This window comes from Trinickia sp., assembly GCF_051954495.1.
In the GTDB taxonomy this organism is placed as follows: domain Bacteria; phylum Pseudomonadota; class Gammaproteobacteria; order Burkholderiales; family Burkholderiaceae; genus Trinickia.
Genome location: NZ_JBQCHR010000111.1, coordinates 20,763 through 38,167 on the forward strand (window position 1 = coordinate 20,763; position 17,405 = coordinate 38,167).

A 17,405-nucleotide genomic window follows, 5' to 3' on the forward strand; every position below is an offset into this window, starting at 1 on the left:
CGGCGCGGGCCGGCGTGCCCGCCCCTATAATAAGCCGCTCACGATCCAAGCCTATGAAAGACATCCTCGTACTCTATTACAGCCGGCACGGCGCCACCCGCGATTTGGCGTTGTCCATCGCGCAAGGCGTCGACAGCGTGCCCGGCATGCAGGCGCGTGTGAGAACGGTGCCGGCCGTTTCCGCCGTGAGCGAAGCGACTGCCCCAGCCATTCCGCCCGACGGCCCGCCCTACGCCGAGCTGCGCGATCTCGAAGAATGCGCGGGCCTCGCGCTCGGCTCGCCTACCCGTTTCGGCAACATGGCCGCATCGCTCAAATACTTCCTCGACGGCACCACGCCGCAGTGGATGAGCGGCGCCTTGGCGGGCAAACCCGCCTGCGTATTCACCTCCACGGGCAGCTTGCACGGCGGACAGGAATCGACCCTGCTCTCCATGATGCTGCCGCTGCTGCACCACGGCATGCTCATGGTCGGCATTCCTTATACGGAAAGCGCGCTTTCGAGCACGCAAACCGGCGGCACGCCCTACGGCGCGTCGCATGTCGCGGGTGTCGGGGTGCGCGAGGCTCCGCTGTCGGCCGACGAGAAAACGTTGGCCGTCGCTCTGGGCGCCCGACTTGCCCGCACGGCATCGCTGCTGGCGGGCCGCCCATGACGACGCGCCTCGAACCCGCTTCGCCCACCGTCGCGCAGCGCGACCGATGGGCGCTCGGCGCGACGCTTTCGCTTGTGGCCTTGATCGTGCTGGCGCTGGCGTGGGAGCGCTGGCTCGCGCCGCTGCGCCCAGGCGGATCGGCGTTCGTGCTCAAAGCGCTGCCGCTCGCATGCGCGCTGCCCGGCGTTTGGCGGCGCAAGCTTTACACGCTGCAGTGGGCCTCGATGCTGGTGCTCCTGTACGTGGCCGAGGGAATCGTGCGCGGCATGACCGACCGCGGCCTGTCTTCGCGGCTCGCTTGGGTGGAGGTGGCGGTCGCGACGCTGTTCATCGGCTGCGCACTGGCCTATCTTGCTCCGTTCAAGCGTGCGGCACGAGCGGCACGACGCGAACAGGGCGAGACGCAAGACACCGGCTCGACTTAGCCTGCTCGGTCAGCCTCGCCGCCAAGCCTTGAGCGTACGATGCTGCATCGACAATCGAGGGCCTTCACCATCAAGCTTTCGCCTCGCGCGGGCTCAAGACGACCCAGACGCTTCGGACGACCACCATGACCTACACCATTTCATCCGATCGAGACGCCTTCGTCGTCGCCTGCCTCGACGCCATCGGCGCCGCGCACGTCCTGACCGACCCGCACGACACCGCGCCGTTTCTGACCGATTGGCGCCGCCGGTACACGGGCGCCGCATGCGCCGTTTTGCGGCCCGGCACGACACAAGAAGTGGCCGCCGTCCTCAAGCTCGCCAACGAACATCGCGTAGCGATCGTGCCTCAAGGGGGTAACACGGGCCTCGCGGGCGGCGCAACGCCCGACGTCACGGGCCGCCAAGCGGTCGTAAGCGTCGCGCGATTGAATCGCGTGCGGGCGCTCGACCCGCACAACAACACCATCACCGTGGAAGCGGGCGTGATCCTGGCCGAAGTGCAGCGTCACGCAAGGCAAGCCGATCGCCTGTTCCCGCTCAGCTTGGCCGCCGAAGGCAGCTGCACGATCGGCGGGAACCTAGCCACCAACGCGGGGGGCACGGGCGTGCTTCGCTACGGCAATACCCGCGAACTCTGTCTGGGGCTCGAAGTCGTCACGCCGCAGGGCGAAATTTGGGATGGGCTGCGCGCGCTGCGCAAGGACAACACCGGCTACGACTTACGCGATCTCTACATCGGAGCGGAAGGCACGCTCGGCGTCATCACGGCCGCCGTCATGAAGTTGCACCCTCTACCGGCCGCGCGCGTCACGGCGCTGGCGGCGCTCGCGTCGCCTCACACCGCCCTCGAGTTTCTCGCGCTCGCGCAACAGTGCGCCGGCCCGCTGCTGACAGGCTTCGAGATCATGTCCGATTTTTGTTTGCGTCTCGTCGGCAAGCACTACCCGCAGTTGCGCTACCCGTTCGACCAGCCGCACGCCCAAATCGTACTGCTGGAACTGTCGGACAACGAGAGCGAAGCGCACGCGCGCAGCCTGTTCGAACGCATGATGGAACAAGCGCTCGAATCAGGACTCGTGGAAGACGCCGTCGTTGCGGAAAGCCTCGCGCAATCGCGTGCGTTTTGGGATCTGCGCGAGCATATTCCGCTCGCGCAGGCCGAGGAAGGCCTGAACATCAAGCACGATATCGCGGTGCCGATCTCACGAATCGGTACGTTCATCGAGGAAACCGACGCGGCGATCGCAGCGGCCGCGCCCGGCGCGCGGATGGTCACGTTCGGCCATCTCGGCGACGGGAACCTCCACTACAACGTCCAAGCGCCGGAAGGCGGCGACGCGCGGGCTTTCCTCGCGCAGTATCAGGCGCCCTTGAACCGCATCGTCTATGAGAACGTGCACCGACATCTAGGCACGTTCAGTGCCGAGCACGGCGTCGGTCAGCTGAAAGTGGACGAGTTGACGCACTACAAATCGGATCTGGAAATAAGATTGATGCGTGCGATCAAAGCGGCACTGGACCCGCACGGCTTAATGAACCCGGGCAAAGTGCTACGCTAAGCATCGTCGCCGGACCACATGGGTCCGGCGTATCGTGCGTGCACATCGAACACGAGGCGCTCCGTGAAAATTCGCGTATTGTCCGACCTGCACTTGGAGTGCGACGAGCCTGAGGTCATTCCTCATGCACAGGCCGATCTCGTCATTCTGGCAGGCGACATTCACAATCATGCCGAAGGCATTCGCTGGGCGGCGGAAACGTTCGAAGATGACGCGCCCGTGGTCTATGTGCCCGGCAATCACGAATACTACGACGGTGAATTCGGCGCACTCGAGGTGGCGATGCGCGACGCGGCGCTAAGCGTCGATCGCGTTCAGTACCTGAACAATGCGTCGCTGGTCTCTCCCGACGGCCGTTGGCGCGTACTCGGCACCACGTTGTGGACCGACTTCGAGTTGTTCGGCGCGAGCCCTGAAGCGCTCGACGCATCGATTGCCGCCGCCGAAAAGGTCATGCTCGATTTCCGAGGTCCGATCCAAGTGACATGGCCGTCGAGCGCGAGCGCAACCGAGGCGCCGCGTCTATTCACGCCAGCCGACACGCTTGCCCTGCATGCGCATGCGCGCAACTGGCTCCAACAAGAATTGGCCAAGCCGTTCGCAGGCAAGACGATCGTGGTCAGCCATCACGCGCCGCATCGCGACAGCCTGGCCGAACGCTTCGCGGACGATCTCGCCTCGGCCGGCTTCGTCAGTCATCTGGCCGATCTCGTCGGGCCGCCCGTCGATTTGTGGATTCACGGTCACACGCATACGCCGTTCGACTACGTGGCCAATGGAACGCGCGTCGTCTGCAATCCGCGCGGCTATGTCGATCGACGCCGAAACCGCCTGGAAAACCCACTGTTCGATTGGAACAAGATCGTCGAACTGTGACCGGCCGCACGAACGAGAGAGCGCTACGACAATGCCCTGTCCGTTGCCGTGCGCAGAGGAATGTGCACTTCGATGGTCGTGCCCCGTCCGGGGGCCGACTCGATGCTGAGTTCGCCTTCGACGAGATAGGCACGCTCGCGCAATCCCGCCAACCCGAACGAGCCTGGTTTGCGCGGCCGCGCGGGGTCGAAGCCGACACCGTCGTCTCGAACCTTCAGAACGACTCGATCCGGTTCGCGCCGGACCCCCACCGCGACGTGCGAAGCGTGCGCATGACGCGCCACGTTCGTGAGCGACTCCTGCAGGATGCGAAACGTCGCCGTGGCGTAGGGTTCGTCGAGTTCGAGGTCGGCAGGCTCGACGGTCAGCTCGCATTCGATGCCGCTGCGCTGCATGAAGCTCTGCACGAGCCACTGCGTCGCGGCCACGAAGCCCAGATCGTCGAGCACGAGCGGGCGTAAGTCCGACGCGATCCGCCGTGTCGACGCCACTGCATCGTCCAGCAGCGACCGCATGCCGACCAGCCGGCGCTCCATTCCGTTATCGACGAGTTGGCCCGCAATGGATTCACGCAAGCGGTCGGCTTCGATTCTCAAGGTCGCGAGGGTCTGCGCGAGTTCGTCGTGCAGTTCGCGCGATATTCGCCGCATCTCTTGCTCCCGCGCGGAACTACCGATCGCTGCCACCTCGCGCAGTTCCGTCTGCGATAGAACGAGCGCAGCCTCGGCGCGCTTGCGCTCGGCGACTTCGCGCATCAGATCGCGATTGGACTCCGCCAGTGCAGCCGTACGCGCCGCCACGCGCGCTTCGAGTTGCGCCTTCGCGTCGTTCAACTGGGCGGTACGCTGCTGCACGAGGCGATGTTCGGCGCGCTCCCGGTCGAGCGCCTGTACGACTCGCGAGTAGAGCTTGATGTTGTCGAAGGTCAGCGCGACGAGAACGAAACTCGATGCAATGAGGCCGTAGATGCGTCCGGCATAAAAGCCGAGATCGAAGCGCGCGTGATTGAAGACCGCCGACAGTGCGATATCGAAAATCCAGGCGCAGAGCACCACGATCATCCAGAGATCGAGCAAGGTGCGAGCGCGCCGGGCGATCAGCGCCGCCAGCGCGACGAAGTTCAACGCCCAAACGACGGATACGACCCAGACAATGGCGCCCGCCTCGTGCGAGCCGCGCATGATCGGCGGCAACCAAGCGTGACCGGCGGTTGCGATCGCGGTCATGACGCATGCCGTCGAGACAGCCAAGACGATGCAAGTCAGCGCAGGGCGCCACGGCGCCGCTGGGCGCCCGCGCTCGCTGGGCGAGCGAGCGCGCGCGTAGCCGATGATGGCGAGTGGAAATGCGCCGTGCCACATCATGTAAAGCCACGCGGTGGTCTGGGCGCCACCACCGAGCACCCCTGTCGGCGCGAATAAACCAGGGAACGACAGCGTATGCGCGATCGCCATGCAGGCGCAAAAGAGATAGCCGCCTGCCAGAAATAGCAGCGGCCGCCAGAACAAAATGCTGAACTGCCCGATGAACAAAGCGGCCGTCAAGAGATCGCAGACTGCGAGCGCCGATTGATAGATCGGCACAAATGCCCAGACGGGCGTGAGATGGGTCTTGGCGAAAGGCGCCAATGCAACGAAGACGATGACGGACCCCGCCACCGCGCCAAGCGCAAGCAACCGTTCTCGGCGTGCGGGTTGCAACGTCGAAATGAATACCCGCGCTTCGTCGGTCGACTCGCCCAAATTGGCCCCCGCATCCGATCGCATGCGCCTCCGGCGTCACGCGTAATCGCCATATTATGGGACGGGACCACCGGTGAGGAAAGCTGAAACTACGAAACCGCTGGGATTCAAGATGTGTGAGCGTGGCTAGCCACGATCTGCGTCGCGGGTGCTAGCTAACGTGCTTGGCAATGAAAAACGCTGCAGCCACGAGGAGGGCGCACGACCCAATGATGCGCCAAGTCAGCGCGTGCAAGGACTTTTCGATATGCGCGAATGACTTCTCAACCCCGGCGAACGACTTCTCGACTCCGGCGAACGACTTCTCGACCCCGGCGAACGCCCTTTCAAAAGTGGCGACCGCCGCGTTGAGATCCGCCTTCGTGGCCATATGGTCTAGACGAGTTTCGATCCTCGCAAGGCGATCGCGCGTTTCGAGGTGTGCGCCTTCAAGCGCTGAGATTCTGGCTTCCATGCGACCATCATCTCCGCCCCCGCCGCCCCTGTCAATCCGGCGGCGCGAGGGCGGTGACGCGAGCGCTTCCGCGTGGCCACCCAGGTCAGTGACTGTCCCCATCGACAGGCTCCTTTAGTTGCTGCGACGTTCTATCGAATGATCCCATGGGACCGTCAAGCAGTATGCCTGTCTCAAAAGGGACGTTCTTGCGCACCCTCGGTCTGCCGAATGGCGATGCATCGCAGCGCCTCGCTGCAATATATGGAAGGGTGTTGTATCTTGTTTTCAGCGGGACGCGCTCTTGCGGCGGTTGCACAAGCGCCGAAAAGCAAAAAGCCCAGTCTCGAGGACTGGGCTAAGTGCTTGATTCCTATGGTCGGAGCGAAAGGATTCGAACCTTCGACCCTCTGATCCCAAATCAGATGCGCTACCAGGCTGCGCTACGCTCCGACGAATCCTGGATTCTAGCCGGCCTGTATGCCTGAGGTCAATCGCCGCGACACGATGACTTTCGTCGCGGCTCGGGCTGCGGCGCTCGAGTTCGTCCCTCTAGCCGTTTTGCATCCGATGACCGATGGCGCAACCGCGCCCCAAGCTAAAGGAGGCAACGACATGGAATTGATTCTCTGGCGTCATGCGGAAGCCGAGGACTCGGCCACGAGCGACGCCGCCCGGCAGCTCACCACCCGCGGCCGCAAGCAGGCGCAAAGCGTCGCAAAATGGCTTAGACACCGCCTGAGCCCCGATGCGGTGATCCTCGCGAGCCCGGCCGCGCGCACCGTGCAGACCGTCGAAACGCTGACGGATCAATATCGCACAGTAGAAGTCATCGGCCCGGGCGCTTCGCCCGAAGCGGTTCTCTGCGCCGCGGGCTGGCCCGATGGCATCGGTCCCACCGTGGTCATCGTCGGCCATCAGCCCACACTCGGCCTCGTCGTCTCGCAACTCGTGGCGGGCGAAAGCGCCGAATGGACCATCAAAAAAGGCGGCCTGTGGTGGCTCGCGAGCCGCGACCGCGGCGACGCCCGTCGCGGCGGCCCGGGCCAAGTCGTCGTCCGCGCGGTGCTCTCCCCTGACTTGATCTAGCCAAAATGAAATGCGCGTGTCTGTCGCGCGACATGTCATCGCATCGACATGCATTTGCCATGCAAACGTCATCGCCCGTTACTACATTGGCGAAGACCCAGCATTCCTTTCATAGTCATTAGGAACCAGGAACCCCCATGCGAGATCTGCCGACGCCCACCCTGCCCCTCGCTTCGATTCCGCTCGATTCGCGCCGCCGTCTGCCGCGCGAAAAAGAAACCGTTACACAAGAGCATCGTCTGCAGGTGGTCTGGGCGCGCACCGATGAAGAGCTCCGCGAAGCACAGCGCCTGCGCTATCGCGTGTTCGCCGAAGAGATGGGTGCAAGCGTGTCCGGCCCCGCCGGCCTCGATGTCGATGCATTCGACGCTTATTGCGATCACTTGATCGTGCGCGACCTCGACACGCTTCAAGTCGTCGGGACCTACCGCGTACTGCCGCCGCATCAAGCCGCCCGTATCGGCCGCCTTTACGCCGAAGGCGAATTCGACCTGTCCCGCCTCGCTCACCTGCGTGCGAAGATGGTCGAAGTCGGCCGCTCCTGCGTGCACGCCGACTATCGCAGCGGATCGGTCATCATGTCGCTGTGGGGCGGCCTCGGTACCTACATGATGCAAAACGGCTACGAAACGATGCTCGGCTGCGCGAGCGTGCCGATGGCCGACGGCGGACACTTCGCGGCGAACCTGTACGAATCGCTACGCGAGAATGCGATGACGAGCCCCGAGTATCGCGCGTTCGCGCATACGCCGCTGCCGGTCGAGGAATTGCGCACCGGCGTGCGCGTCGCGCCGCCGCCGCTCGTCAAAGGCTATCTGCGCCTAGGCGCGAAAATTTGCGGCGCGCCGGCCTGGGATCCCGACTTCAACTGTGCCGATTTCCTGACGCTGTTCCGTCTGTCGGACATCAACGCCCGTTACGCGCGGCATTTCCTCGGCTGAGACGGCTCGGCTGCCCAGGGCCGAAGGGCAGCTAGCGCTTCGGCCTTGGCATGATCATTCGTCCGTATAGATGACCCGATAGCGGATGCCGACCTTCTCCCACTCCGCCGCCTCTTGAATCAAGCTGTAGTCGGTCAGTGGGTTGCCCGCCACCCACTCGTTCGGCAAGCGCACCTCGTAGCCGCCGTTCGACTTCGCCACGCGGATGCCGGGCAGGCCGACATCGGTACGGCGCCGACACAGCAACGCCGCTAGGCGCAAGCAGAACAACAGCGGCCATTCGACTTCGCGCGCCTGCGACAGCTTGCCCAGTTTGCCGGCATGGCCGAGGACGAGGGCGGCCAGCCGAGCTTGATCCGTGCGCGAGAAGCCCGGCATATCGGCGTTGCTCGCGATATACGCCGAATGCTTGTGGTACGCGCTGTGCGAGATCGACAAACCGATCTCGTGCAGCGCGGCCGCCCACCCGAGAAACACGCGCCCTTCTTCCAAACGCTCGCGATCGGTCTCGCCGAGCTGATCGTAAAACCCGACCGCGAGATCGCCGATCCGCTCTGCTTGCGCCCGATCGACGCCATAACGGCGCATGAACCCTTCGACGGTCACGGCGCGCATGTCTTCGTGCTGCGTGCGGCCCAGCAGATCGTAAAGCACGCCCAGGCGCAGCGCCCCGTCGGTCGTATCGACGTAATCGATCCCAAGCTCTTCGAAGACGGCCAACATGATCGACAAGCCGCCTGCTAGTACCGGAACGCGATCGGGTTTGAGCGCCACCAGCTTGAGCCGATTGACGTTCTCGGCCTTGATGAGCGCGCGCTTGAGGCGTTCCAGCCCCCCGCGCGAAATGCCGTGGCTAATGCCCGGATCGTTGAAACCGTTGGCTTCGACGAGTTCGGCCAACGCACGCGCGGTGCCCGACGAGCCGATCGCCTGATCCCAGCCAGCCTGCTTGTATTCGCGCGAGATGATTTGAATTTCGCGCTTGGCGGCAAGCTCGGCCTGACGCATCGTGTATTCGTCGACGTTGCCGGCCGGAAAGAAGGTTCGGCTGTGGCTCACACAGCCGATGTAAAGGCTTTCCATCACCAGCGGCGTGTAGTGCTGGCCGATGATGAACTCCGTCGAGCCGCCACCGATGTCCACGACAAGGCGCTTGCCGGAAATAGCCGGCACCGAATGCGCGGCGCCCGCGTAGATCAGGCGGGCCTCCTCGCGGCCCGCGATCACTTCGATCGGAAAACCGAGCGCGCTTTGCGCTTCACCGAGAAACTCGGGCGCGTTCTTGGCGACGCGCAAGGTATTGGTGGCGACCGCGCGCACATGGTCCGGATGAAAATCGCGCAGCCGCTCGCCGAAGCGTTTGAGCGCATCCCAGGCACGCACTTGAGAAGCGCGATCGAGCATCTTGTCGGCCGACAACCCGGCCGCGAGCCGAACCGGCTCGCGCAGCGCATCGACCTGATAGATTTGCGCGCCGGCGGGCGTTTCCTCGACGCGGCCGACGATCAGCCGAAAACTATTCGAGCCGAGATCGACCGACGCAAGAAGGTGCGGGGTATTGGGCATGAAGAAAGCGAGCTCTCGTTAGCTGGGACGACCGGCCCGGTGCGATTCGCCCGGGGCCGCGCGGCGCTGTTCAAAAACGCCATTTTAAGCAAATAGTATTTGGTCTCGGTGGACGATTGCGGTCTCAGGAACCGTAAGGGCTGCCATCGGACCCCGGCGCGCAGCGTGCTGTACCACTTTTCGGCCTCAATGTTGCACCAAATGTCCGTAGAATAAGTGACAGTATGACTTTTCATCGCATTGACACCGAATTATGAGAATGTCCGAGCGCCCGTTCGTATCTTCATCCGACCCCTCTCATTTGCTGCCGATGTCTCTGCGCTACCCTCTGCTGAACCGTGAGTTAGGCATTTTAGGCTTCAACGAGCGCGTCCTCGCACAAGCCGCCGATCCCTCCGTGCCGCTGCTCGAGCGACTACGTTTCATCTGCATCACGAGCAGCAACCTCGACGAGTTCTTCGAAGTGCGCATGGCGGGGCTGCAGGAGCAAATGCGCGATAACCCGGGCACCCTCGCGCCCGACGGCATGTCACTGCAGCACGTCTACGATCTCGTCGTGGAACGTGCGCACAAGCTCGTGAACCGTCAGTATGCGATGCTGCACGAGACGGTGCTGCCCGCGCTCGAGCAAGAGGGCATCTATTTTCATAGCTGGGAAACGTGGACCGAGGCGCAGACCGAATGGGCGCGCCGCTACTTCGTCGACGAGCTTCTGCCCGTACTGACGCCGATCGGCCTCGATCCCGCTCACCCGTTTCCCCGCGTGCTGAACAAGAGCCTGAACTTCGTCGTCGAACTCGAAGGCAAGGACGCATTCGGCCGCCAAGCCGTCATGGGCATCGTCCAGGCGCCGCGCGCACTGCCGCGGCTCGTGCACATGCCGCAGGAGCTTTCGGGCTTCGCCTACGGCTTCGTGCTGCTCAGCTCGTTCATGCAGCGCTTCGTGCACGAGCTGTTCCCGAATCTCACGATCCGCAGCTGCAACCAATTTCGCATCACGCGCAACAGCGAGTTGTTCGTCGACGAGGACGAAATCACGAATCTGCGCGTCGCCCTCCAAGGCGAGCTGCCGGCGCGCCACCTCGGCAACGCCGTACGCCTCGAAGTGTCGGCCGACACGCCGCCGCACCTCGTGCGCCGCTTGCTCGACGAGAGCGGGCTGAGCGAAAAAGATTGCTATCGCGTCGAAGGCTCGGTCAATCTGGTGCGGCTCATGCAGCTGCCCGACCTAGTCGATCGTCCCGATCTGAAATTCGTCCCCCACGTGCCGGCCACCCCGCCGGTGCTGGCCAATGCGGCGAACCTCTTCGACACGCTCGATCAAGGCGACGTTCTGCTCCATCATCCCTACGAGAGCTTTCAGCCCGTACTTGAACTGCTGCTGCAGGCTGCGCAGGATCCGAACGTCGTCGCCATCAAGCAGACGATCTACCGCACGGGCACCGATTCGCCGCTGATGGACGCGCTCATGCAAGCGGCGCGAAACGGCAAGGAGGTCACGGTCGTCGTCGAACTGCTCGCGCGTTTCGACGAAGAAACGAACATCAATTGGGCGTCTCAGCTCGAGGCCGTCGGCGCACACGTGGTCTATGGCGTGGTGGGTCACAAGTGCCACGCCAAGATGATGCTGATCGTTCGTCGCACGACGCATAACGGCAAGTCCACGCTCAAGCGCTACGCGCACCTGGGTACGGGCAACTATCATCCTCGCACGGCGAGGCTGTACACCGATTTCGGCCTTATGACGGCCGACCAGCGCATCTGCGAAGACGTCCATCACGTGTTCCAGCAATTGACCGGCATCGGCGGCGAACTAACATTGCACGAACTCTGGCAATCGCCGTTCACGCTACACCCGAAGCTCGTCGAAGCGATTCGCACGGAAGCCGACAATGCGCGCGCGGGGAAAAAAGCGCGCATCGTCGCAAAGATGAACGCCCTGCTCGAGCCGACCGTCATTGCCGAACTGTACGAGGCCTCGCAAGCGGGCGTGAAAATCGATCTGATCGTGCGCGGCGTGTGCTCATTGCAGCCGGGCGTGGAAGGACTTTCGGAAAACATCTCGGTGCGCTCGATCGTGGGGCGCTTCCTCGAGCATCATCGAATCTTCTATTTCTTCGCCGACGGCAAGGAGCGCGTCTATCTGTCGAGTGCCGACTGGATGGACCGCAACTTTTTCCGCCGCGTGGAGGTGGCCTTCCCGATCAACGATCGGCGCCTGAAACGGCGCGTCATCGCCGAGGGGCTTTCTGTTTTGCTGGGCGACAATCAATCGGCCTGGGTCATGCAAAGCGATGGCCACTACCGCCGCAGCCGCCCCGGCAAGGCCTCGCGCAACGCACAGGTGGGTTTGCTGCTGAAGTTCGGCTGCTGACGCGCCGGTTGCATTTAACCGCCGGCCAAAAGCGACAGACGCTCGACGCGCCGCACCGATCGACGAGCGATCGATGCGGCCAGCTTCGCCTTATGCGTGCGCCGGCTGCCGGCGCATCGTGCGTTGCGCGGGAAAGCGCACGCTGAACGTGCTGCCCCGGCCCTCTTCGCTCTTGACCTCGAGCGTCGCATCGTGCCGCTGCAGCACGTGCTTGACGATGGCAAGCCCGAGCCCCGTGCCGCCCGTATCGCGCGAGCGGCTGCGATCGACCCGATAAAAGCGCTCGGTCAAGCGCGGAATGTCCGCGGCGGGGACGCCCAAACCGGTATCGGTTACTGAAAACACGGCCTCGCCGCCGACCTGCTTCCACACGACGTCGATCGAACCGCCGTCGGGCGTGTAACGGATCGCGTTCGTCACGAGATTGCCGAGCGCGCTCAAGATTTCCGTCTGCGCACCGGACACCGTCAAACTTTCGTCGGCCGTGAATCCGAATTGATGGCGCCCCCCCGACAGATTCGCGGCATCTTCCCGCAGGTGCGAGATGACAGCGCCCATGTCGATCGCGCGATCGCTGGGCGGCTTCGCATCGCCTTCGAGCTTCGCGAGCACCAGCAAGTCGTCGACGATGTTGCGCATGCGCGAGGCCTGCTGATCCATGAGCTCCAGGTAACGATCGCGATCGGCCTGTTCTAGCGGGATTTCGCGCATCGTTTCGAGAAAACCCGAAAGCACCGTGAGCGGGGTCTTCAGCTCGTGTGAGACGTTCGCGACGAAATCGCGGCGCATCGCATCGGTTCGTTCGAGTTCGGTGATGTCGGCCGACAGCACGAGCTTCCGATTTTCGCCGTACGGAAATACCTGTACGGACAGCACGTTCTGCCGTTTGTCGCCCATGCCCCGCATGATCAGCATTTCGTCGTACTGATGCAAACTCAAATAGCGCACGAAATCTGGGTGACGCACGAGGTGTGTGATGTGCTGGCGCAGATCGCGTTTTGCGTCGAGGCCGAAATGCTCCTCCGCGATCGCATTGCACCATTCGATTTGATCGTGATCGTCGAGCATCGCCACGCCGTTCGGCGAAGCTTGAATAGCCTGGATGAAGCGCGAGTGCTGCTGCTCCACTTGGCGCACTTGGGCGTGCCACTGCTTCGCGAGCTTGTGCAGCCGGTAATAAATCTCGCCCCAGATGCCGGGCGCGCTCGGCACTTCGCCGTAGACCGGCGCATCGAGCAGACGCCAAAGGCGCTCCGTGTGATAGGTGGAAAACAGCGTTTGCGCGACGAGCGCCACGGCGGCGACGATCAAGGCGGTGCGCACGCTCGTGACGGCCGCGATCGCCGCGCAGACGAGCGCGAGCAGCAGGAGCGATACGATCGAGCGCGCCCAAATGATGTTCATGGCGTTGTCGGTGAATCGAATGAAAAGTGCGCCGCAATTTCCCCGCGCGGCGCACCCGGCGGCGCGTTACGCGCTCTTGGCGAGACGATAGCCGCTGCCGCGCACCGTTTCGATCATAGCATCGCATCCCGCCGGCTTGAGCGCGGCCCGCAGGCGCTTGATATGCACGTCCACCGTCCGCTCTTCGACGAACACGTGGTCGCCCCAGACTTGGTCGAGCAATTGCGTGCGGCTATGCACGCGCTCGGGATGCGTCATGAAAAAGTGCAGCAGCCTGAATTCGGTCGGACCGAGATCGAGCTTGATCTCGCTGCCGGACGAATTCGCGGCGACGCGGTGCGTGGCCGGATCGAGCTTGAGTCCGTTGATCGCGACGACGTCTTCCGTCAACTGGGGCGCGCGCCTGCGCAGAACGGCCTTGATGCGCGCCATCAGCTCCTTCGGTGAAAACGGCTTCGTGACATAGTCGTCCGCGCCGATTTCGAGGCCGAGCACCTTGTCCTGCTCGTCGCCGCGGGCCGTCAGCATGATGATGGGAATGTGCTTCGTGCGCTCGTTGTTGCGTAAATCGCGCGCGAACGCAATGCCCGACTTGCCCGGCAACATCCAGTCCAGCAGCACGAGATCGGGCAGCACGTCGCTGATCAGCGCCTGCGCCTGCTCCGCGTTATAGGCGCGAATGGGGCAATGCCCTGCATGCTGCAAGTTGACGGAAATCAGTTCGGAAATCGCGGGCTCATCTTCAATGATGAGAATGCTGCTCGGCATCGTCACCTACCTCTTGATACGGTCTATACGATTAACTAAGGGCTTCGCGTTCGAGGGCGTCGCGCGACTTATGGCGCACGTCGGTGCCCTTCACGATATAGATGATGAACTCGGCGATGTTCTTCGCGTGATCGCCGATCCGCTCGATGGCCTTCGCGATGGTCAAGAATTCGAGTCCCGCCGAAATCGTGCGCGGATCCTCCATCATGTATGTCACGAGCTTGCGCACGAATGCGCGGAATTCCTCGTCGATCGCCTTGTCGTCGCGCACGATCTGCGCGGCCGCCACCGTGTCGAGCCGAGCGAACGCATCCAGCGCGCGGCGCAAAATCGACACGGCCATGTCGCCGGACACCTTGATCTCGGCGATATTCACGGTGCGCGCCGCACCGTCTTCCATCAAGCGCTTGACGCGCTTGGCGATCTTCTCGGCCTCGTCGCCGGCACGCTCGAGGTTCGTGATCGTCTTCGAAATGGCCAGCAAGAGGCGCAGGTCGCGCGCGGCCGGCTGGCGGCGCGCGATGACATTGCTGCACTCTTCGTCGATCACGACTTCCATCGTGTTGACCGTTTCCTCGGCAGCGATCACCTGGTCGGCGATACCCGCGTCGAATTCATTCAAGGCCTGCATCGCGCGCGTAATCTGCGCCTCGACGAGACCGCCCATTTCCAATACCTTCGACGAAACCAGATTGAGGTCCGCGTCGAATTGGCTCGACAGATGCTTGTCCGACATCGCTGTCTCCTTAATTCATCAGCCGAAGCGGCCGGTGATGTAGTCCTCGGTTTCCTTGCGGACCGGCTTGATGAAGATCTTTTCCGTATCGCCGAACTCGATCAGCTCGCCCAGATACATGTACCCCGTGAAGTCGGAGCAACGCGCCGCTTGTTGCATATTGTGCGTCACGATGACGACCGTGTAATCGTTTTTCAACTCGGCGATGAGTTCCTCGACGCGGCCCGTCGAGATCGGGTCGAGCGCCGAGCACGGTTCGTCGAGCAGCAGCACTTCCGGGCGGATCGCGATACCCCGGGCGATGCACAAACGTTGCTGCTGACCTCCCGACAGGCCGTAGCCGCTCTGGTTGAGCTTGTCCTTCACTTCCGTCCAGAGCGCCGCCTTCGTCAAGGCCCATTCGACGCGGTCGTCCATCTCCGAGCGCGAGAGCGATTCGAACATCTTCACGCCGAACGCGATGTTGTCGTAGATCGACATCGGAAACGGCGTCGGCTTTTGAAAAACCATGCCCACGCGAGCGCGCAGCAGGGAAATGTCGCGCTTGGTCGTGAGCAGGTTTTCGCCGTCCATCATGATCGCGCCTTCGGCGCGCTGCTCCGGATAGAGGGCGAACATCTTGTTGAACGTGCGCAAGAGGGTCGACTTGCCGCAGCCCGACGGTCCGATGAACGCCGTCACCTTGCCCTCGGGAATGGCAAGGTTGATGTTCTTGAGCGCGTGGTACTTGCCGTAGAAGAAGTTCAGATCCTTCACTTCGATCTTCGGCGCCGCGGGTGCGAGCGGGCGCTCGCCTGCAGCCGGTTCGAAACCGACGGGAGCGGCAGGACGCTCGACTTGGGAAAGGTGACTTTCAGCCATGTTCATGATTGGGCGCTCCGGGGCTTTACTTCTTGCCGAACATTGCACGCGCGAGGATGTTCAATCCGAGCACGCCGAGAGTAATCAGGAAAACACCGGCCCACGCGAGCGATTGCCACTGCGGGAACGGACTCATTGCGAATTTGTAGATGGTGACGGGCAGATTCGCCATCGGCTGGTTCATGTCGACCGAGTAGAACTGGTTCGACAAGGCCGTGAACAGCAGCGGCGCGGTCTCGCCGGCGATTCGGGCGATAGCGAGCAGCACGCCCGTCATCACGCCCGCAAGCGAGGCCTTGAGCGTGATCGACAGCACCATCTTCCACTTCGGCACGCCAAGCGCAAACGCTGCCTCGCGCAACGCATTGGGCACGAGGTTCAGCATGTTTTCGGTCGTGCGGATCACGATCGGAATCTGCAGCAGCGCAAGCGATACCATGCCGGCCCAGCCCGAAAAGTGCCCCATCTTCGCAACGACGATCGCGTAGACGAACAAGCCCACGACGATCGACGGCGCCGACAGCAAGATGTCGTTGATGAAGCGCGTCGTGCTCGCAAGCCAGCCCTTTCGGCCGTACTCGGCCAGATAGACGCCGGCGAGCACGCCGATCGGCGTGCCGAGCACCGTCGCGGCGCCGACCAGCATCAGCGTGCCGACGATCGCGTTCGCCAGACCGCCCCCGTCTGTGTTCGGCGGCGGCGTCGATTGCGTAAACAGCGAGAGCGACAAGCCGCCGACGCCCAAGCTCAGCGTGGTATAGAGAATCCACACGAGCCAGAGCAGACCGAACGCCATCGCGGCCAGCGACATCGTCAGGGCGATGGCGTTGACGGTGCGGCGGCGGCGCTGCAGGCGATCGCGCGTGGCGGCGAACACTTCGGGGCTCGCCGAACCGGGGATGTGCATCGAGGGGCCGCTCATTTCGTGCCCTCCGCCTTCTCGAGACGCAGCAGCATCAGCTTCGAAATCGCAAGCACGATGAAGGTGATGACGAACAGAATCAAGCCAAGCTCCATCAATGCCGAGGTATGCAGGCCCGGGCCCGCTTCGGCGAATTCGTTCGCGAGCGCCGACGTAATGCTGTTGCCGGGGGAAAACAGCGAGACGTTGTCGAGCAGATTCGTGTTGCCGATCACGAACGTCACGGCCATGGTTTCACCGAGCGCGCGGCCGAGGCCAAGCATGACGCCGCCGATGACCCCGCTCTTCGTGAACGGCAGGACGATCTTCCACATCACCTCCCACGTCGTGCAACCGATGCCGTAGGCCGACTCCTTCAGCAGCACGGGCGTGACTTCGAACACGTCGCGCATGACCGAGGCGATGTACGGAATGATCATGATCGCGAGGATGACGCCCGCGCAAAGAATGCCGATGCCGATCGGGGGGCCCTTGAACAGCGCGCCGATGATCGGCAGCGGCCCGAGGACGGCGCCGAGCGGCTGCTCGAAATACGTCGCGAAGATCGGCGAAAACACGAGCAAGCCCCACATGCCGTAGACGATCGACGGAATGGCGGCGAGCAATTCGATGGCGATGCCGAGCGGGCGGCGCAGCCAGACCGGCGAGAGCTCGGTCAGAAACAGCGCGATGCCGAAGCTGACGGGCACCGCGATGATGAGCGCGATGATCGAGGTCGCGAGCGTGCCGTAAACCGGTACCAGGGCTCCGTAGACGTCGCTGGGTGGATCCCAGTCGGCGCTCCATAGAAAGTGCAAGCCGAATTTTTCGATCGTCGGCAGCGATTCGACAATCAGCGAGACGATGATGCCGCCCAGCAGCACCAGCGTGACGATCGCAGCGAGGCGTGCGAGATTGCCGAAGATGAAGTCGCCGAGGTGGCTCGGCGCGCGCTGAGCGTGCTCGGCCGGCGTGGTCGACATGAGGCGAGTGTCGGACATGTGAACCCGTATGCTGTGGCCGCTACCCGGATGGCGCGGCCGATGGGGCCGTGCCCGGCAAAGCGCACTC

The 17,405-nt window shown here is 63.2% G+C and carries 16 protein-coding genes and 1 tRNA gene; 7 read left to right on the plus strand and 10 right to left on the minus strand.

What is annotated here, in order from left to right:
- Window positions 1-53 precede the first annotated feature (53 nt).
- The 4 genes from wrbA to ACTHNR_RS14880 all read left to right on the plus strand — a co-directional run bounded on the left by wrbA (window position 54) and on the right by ACTHNR_RS14880 (window position 3,519).
- Window positions 54-656 carry an NAD(P)H:quinone oxidoreductase gene (gene wrbA / locus ACTHNR_RS14865; RefSeq protein ID WP_440548417.1) on the plus strand — a complete coding sequence of 201 codons (603 nt, stop codon included), beginning with the start codon at window positions 54-56 and terminating at the stop codon, window positions 654-656.
- On the plus strand, window positions 653-1,081 hold the full coding sequence (locus ACTHNR_RS14870) for a DUF2069 domain-containing protein (RefSeq protein WP_440548418.1): 429 nt from the start codon (window positions 653-655) through the stop codon (window positions 1,079-1,081). Before wrbA ends, ACTHNR_RS14870 begins: the two co-directional genes overlap by 4 nt.
- 125 nt (window positions 1,082-1,206) lie before the next feature.
- Window positions 1,207-2,643, plus strand: a complete 1,437-nt coding sequence (locus tag ACTHNR_RS14875; RefSeq protein ID WP_440548419.1) for an FAD-binding oxidoreductase — start codon at window positions 1,207-1,209, stop codon at window positions 2,641-2,643.
- A 63-nt stretch (window positions 2,644-2,706) separates the two neighbouring features.
- A complete protein-coding gene (locus ACTHNR_RS14880) occupies window positions 2,707-3,519 on the plus strand; it encodes a metallophosphoesterase (protein WP_440548420.1) in 813 nt (270 codons plus the stop codon).
- Between the two features lie 23 nt (window positions 3,520-3,542).
- On the opposite strand, the gene ACTHNR_RS14885 is transcribed toward ACTHNR_RS14880, so the two are convergent.
- The 3 genes from ACTHNR_RS14885 to ACTHNR_RS14895 form a co-directional block, all read right to left on the minus strand.
- Window positions 3,543-5,261: a sensor histidine kinase gene (locus ACTHNR_RS14885; protein ID WP_440548454.1), complete on the minus strand. Its 1,719-nt coding sequence runs from the start codon at window positions 5,259-5,261 to the stop codon at window positions 3,543-3,545.
- A gap of 151 nt (window positions 5,262-5,412) precedes the next feature.
- Window positions 5,413-5,715 carry a hypothetical protein gene (locus ACTHNR_RS14890; RefSeq protein ID WP_440548421.1) on the minus strand — a complete coding sequence of 101 codons (303 nt, stop codon included), beginning with the start codon at window positions 5,713-5,715 and terminating at the stop codon, window positions 5,413-5,415.
- 355 nt (window positions 5,716-6,070) lie between these two features.
- Window positions 6,071-6,147, minus strand: a tRNA-Pro gene (locus ACTHNR_RS14895).
- A gap of 162 nt (window positions 6,148-6,309) precedes the next feature.
- Here ACTHNR_RS14895 and ACTHNR_RS14900 point away from each other — a divergent pair.
- Window positions 6,310-6,783 (plus strand): SixA phosphatase family protein, encoded by a 474-nt coding sequence (locus ACTHNR_RS14900; RefSeq protein WP_440548422.1) that lies wholly within the window; start codon window positions 6,310-6,312, stop codon window positions 6,781-6,783.
- Window positions 6,784-6,920: 137 nt separating this feature from the next.
- Window positions 6,921-7,724, plus strand: a complete 804-nt coding sequence (locus ACTHNR_RS14905; protein WP_440548423.1) for a GNAT family N-acetyltransferase — start codon at window positions 6,921-6,923, stop codon at window positions 7,722-7,724.
- Between the two features lie 54 nt (window positions 7,725-7,778).
- On the opposite strand, the gene ppx is transcribed toward ACTHNR_RS14905, so the two are convergent.
- Window positions 7,779-9,290, minus strand: coding sequence for an exopolyphosphatase (gene ppx / locus ACTHNR_RS14910; protein WP_440548424.1), 1,512 nt, complete (start codon window positions 9,288-9,290; stop codon window positions 7,779-7,781).
- A 310-nt stretch (window positions 9,291-9,600) separates the two neighbouring features.
- On the opposite strand from ppx, the gene ppk1 reads away from it, so the two are divergent.
- Window positions 9,601-11,664 carry a polyphosphate kinase 1 gene (gene ppk1, locus ACTHNR_RS14915; RefSeq protein WP_440548455.1) on the plus strand — a complete coding sequence of 688 codons (2,064 nt, stop codon included), beginning with the start codon at window positions 9,601-9,603 and terminating at the stop codon, window positions 11,662-11,664.
- Between the two features lie 90 nt (window positions 11,665-11,754).
- Here ppk1 and phoR read toward each other — a convergent pair whose 3' ends face one another.
- The 6 genes from phoR to pstC all read right to left on the minus strand — a co-directional run bounded on the left by phoR (window position 11,755) and on the right by pstC (window position 17,335).
- Window positions 11,755-13,068, minus strand: coding sequence for a phosphate regulon sensor histidine kinase PhoR (phoR, locus tag ACTHNR_RS14920; RefSeq protein WP_440548425.1), 1,314 nt, complete (start codon window positions 13,066-13,068; stop codon window positions 11,755-11,757).
- 66 nt (window positions 13,069-13,134) lie between these two features.
- Window positions 13,135-13,836 (minus strand): phosphate regulon transcriptional regulator PhoB, encoded by a 702-nt coding sequence (gene phoB, locus ACTHNR_RS14925; RefSeq protein WP_440548426.1) that lies wholly within the window; start codon window positions 13,834-13,836, stop codon window positions 13,135-13,137.
- A gap of 31 nt (window positions 13,837-13,867) precedes the next feature.
- On the minus strand, window positions 13,868-14,572 hold the full coding sequence (gene phoU / locus ACTHNR_RS14930) for a phosphate signaling complex protein PhoU (RefSeq protein WP_440548427.1): 705 nt from the start codon (window positions 14,570-14,572) through the stop codon (window positions 13,868-13,870).
- A gap of 18 nt (window positions 14,573-14,590) precedes the next feature.
- Window positions 14,591-15,439 (minus strand): phosphate ABC transporter ATP-binding protein PstB, encoded by an 849-nt coding sequence (gene pstB / locus ACTHNR_RS14935; RefSeq protein WP_440548428.1) that lies wholly within the window; start codon window positions 15,437-15,439, stop codon window positions 14,591-14,593.
- A gap of 19 nt (window positions 15,440-15,458) precedes the next feature.
- Window positions 15,459-16,355 carry a phosphate ABC transporter permease PstA gene (gene pstA / locus ACTHNR_RS14940; protein ID WP_440548429.1) on the minus strand — a complete coding sequence of 299 codons (897 nt, stop codon included), beginning with the start codon at window positions 16,353-16,355 and terminating at the stop codon, window positions 15,459-15,461.
- Window positions 16,352-17,335: a phosphate ABC transporter permease PstC gene (gene pstC, locus ACTHNR_RS14945; protein ID WP_440548430.1), complete on the minus strand. Its 984-nt coding sequence runs from the start codon at window positions 17,333-17,335 to the stop codon at window positions 16,352-16,354. The genes pstA and pstC overlap by 4 nt, the downstream gene beginning before the upstream one ends.
- Window positions 17,336-17,405: the final 70 nt, after the last annotated feature.

Coding starts and splice junctions, on each gene's coding strand:
- pstB (WP_440548428.1), bottom strand. CDS start 15,439: ATGAACATGGCTGAAAGTCACCTTTCCCAAGTCGAGCGTCCTGCCGCT.
- ppk1 (WP_440548455.1), top strand. CDS start 9,601: ATGTCTCTGCGCTACCCTCTGCTGAACCGTGAGTTAGGCATTTTAGGC.
- pstC (WP_440548430.1), bottom strand. CDS start 17,335: ATGTCCGACACTCGCCTCATGTCGACCACGCCGGCCGAGCACGCTCAG.
- ACTHNR_RS14890 (WP_440548421.1), bottom strand. CDS start 5,715: ATGGAAGCCAGAATCTCAGCGCTTGAAGGCGCACACCTCGAAACGCGC.
- ACTHNR_RS14870 (WP_440548418.1), top strand. CDS start 653: ATGACGACGCGCCTCGAACCCGCTTCGCCCACCGTCGCGCAGCGCGAC.
- phoB (WP_440548426.1), bottom strand. CDS start 13,836: ATGCCGAGCAGCATTCTCATCATTGAAGATGAGCCCGCGATTTCCGAA.
- pstA (WP_440548429.1), bottom strand. CDS start 16,355: ATGAGCGGCCCCTCGATGCACATCCCCGGTTCGGCGAGCCCCGAAGTG.
- ACTHNR_RS14875 (WP_440548419.1), top strand. CDS start 1,207: ATGACCTACACCATTTCATCCGATCGAGACGCCTTCGTCGTCGCCTGC.
- ACTHNR_RS14900 (WP_440548422.1), top strand. CDS start 6,310: ATGGAATTGATTCTCTGGCGTCATGCGGAAGCCGAGGACTCGGCCACG.
- ACTHNR_RS14905 (WP_440548423.1), top strand. CDS start 6,921: ATGCGAGATCTGCCGACGCCCACCCTGCCCCTCGCTTCGATTCCGCTC.
- ppx (WP_440548424.1), bottom strand. CDS start 9,290: ATGCCCAATACCCCGCACCTTCTTGCGTCGGTCGATCTCGGCTCGAAT.
- wrbA (WP_440548417.1), top strand. CDS start 54: ATGAAAGACATCCTCGTACTCTATTACAGCCGGCACGGCGCCACCCGC.
- phoR (WP_440548425.1), bottom strand. CDS start 13,068: ATGAACATCATTTGGGCGCGCTCGATCGTATCGCTCCTGCTGCTCGCG.
- phoU (WP_440548427.1), bottom strand. CDS start 14,572: ATGTCGGACAAGCATCTGTCGAGCCAATTCGACGCGGACCTCAATCTG.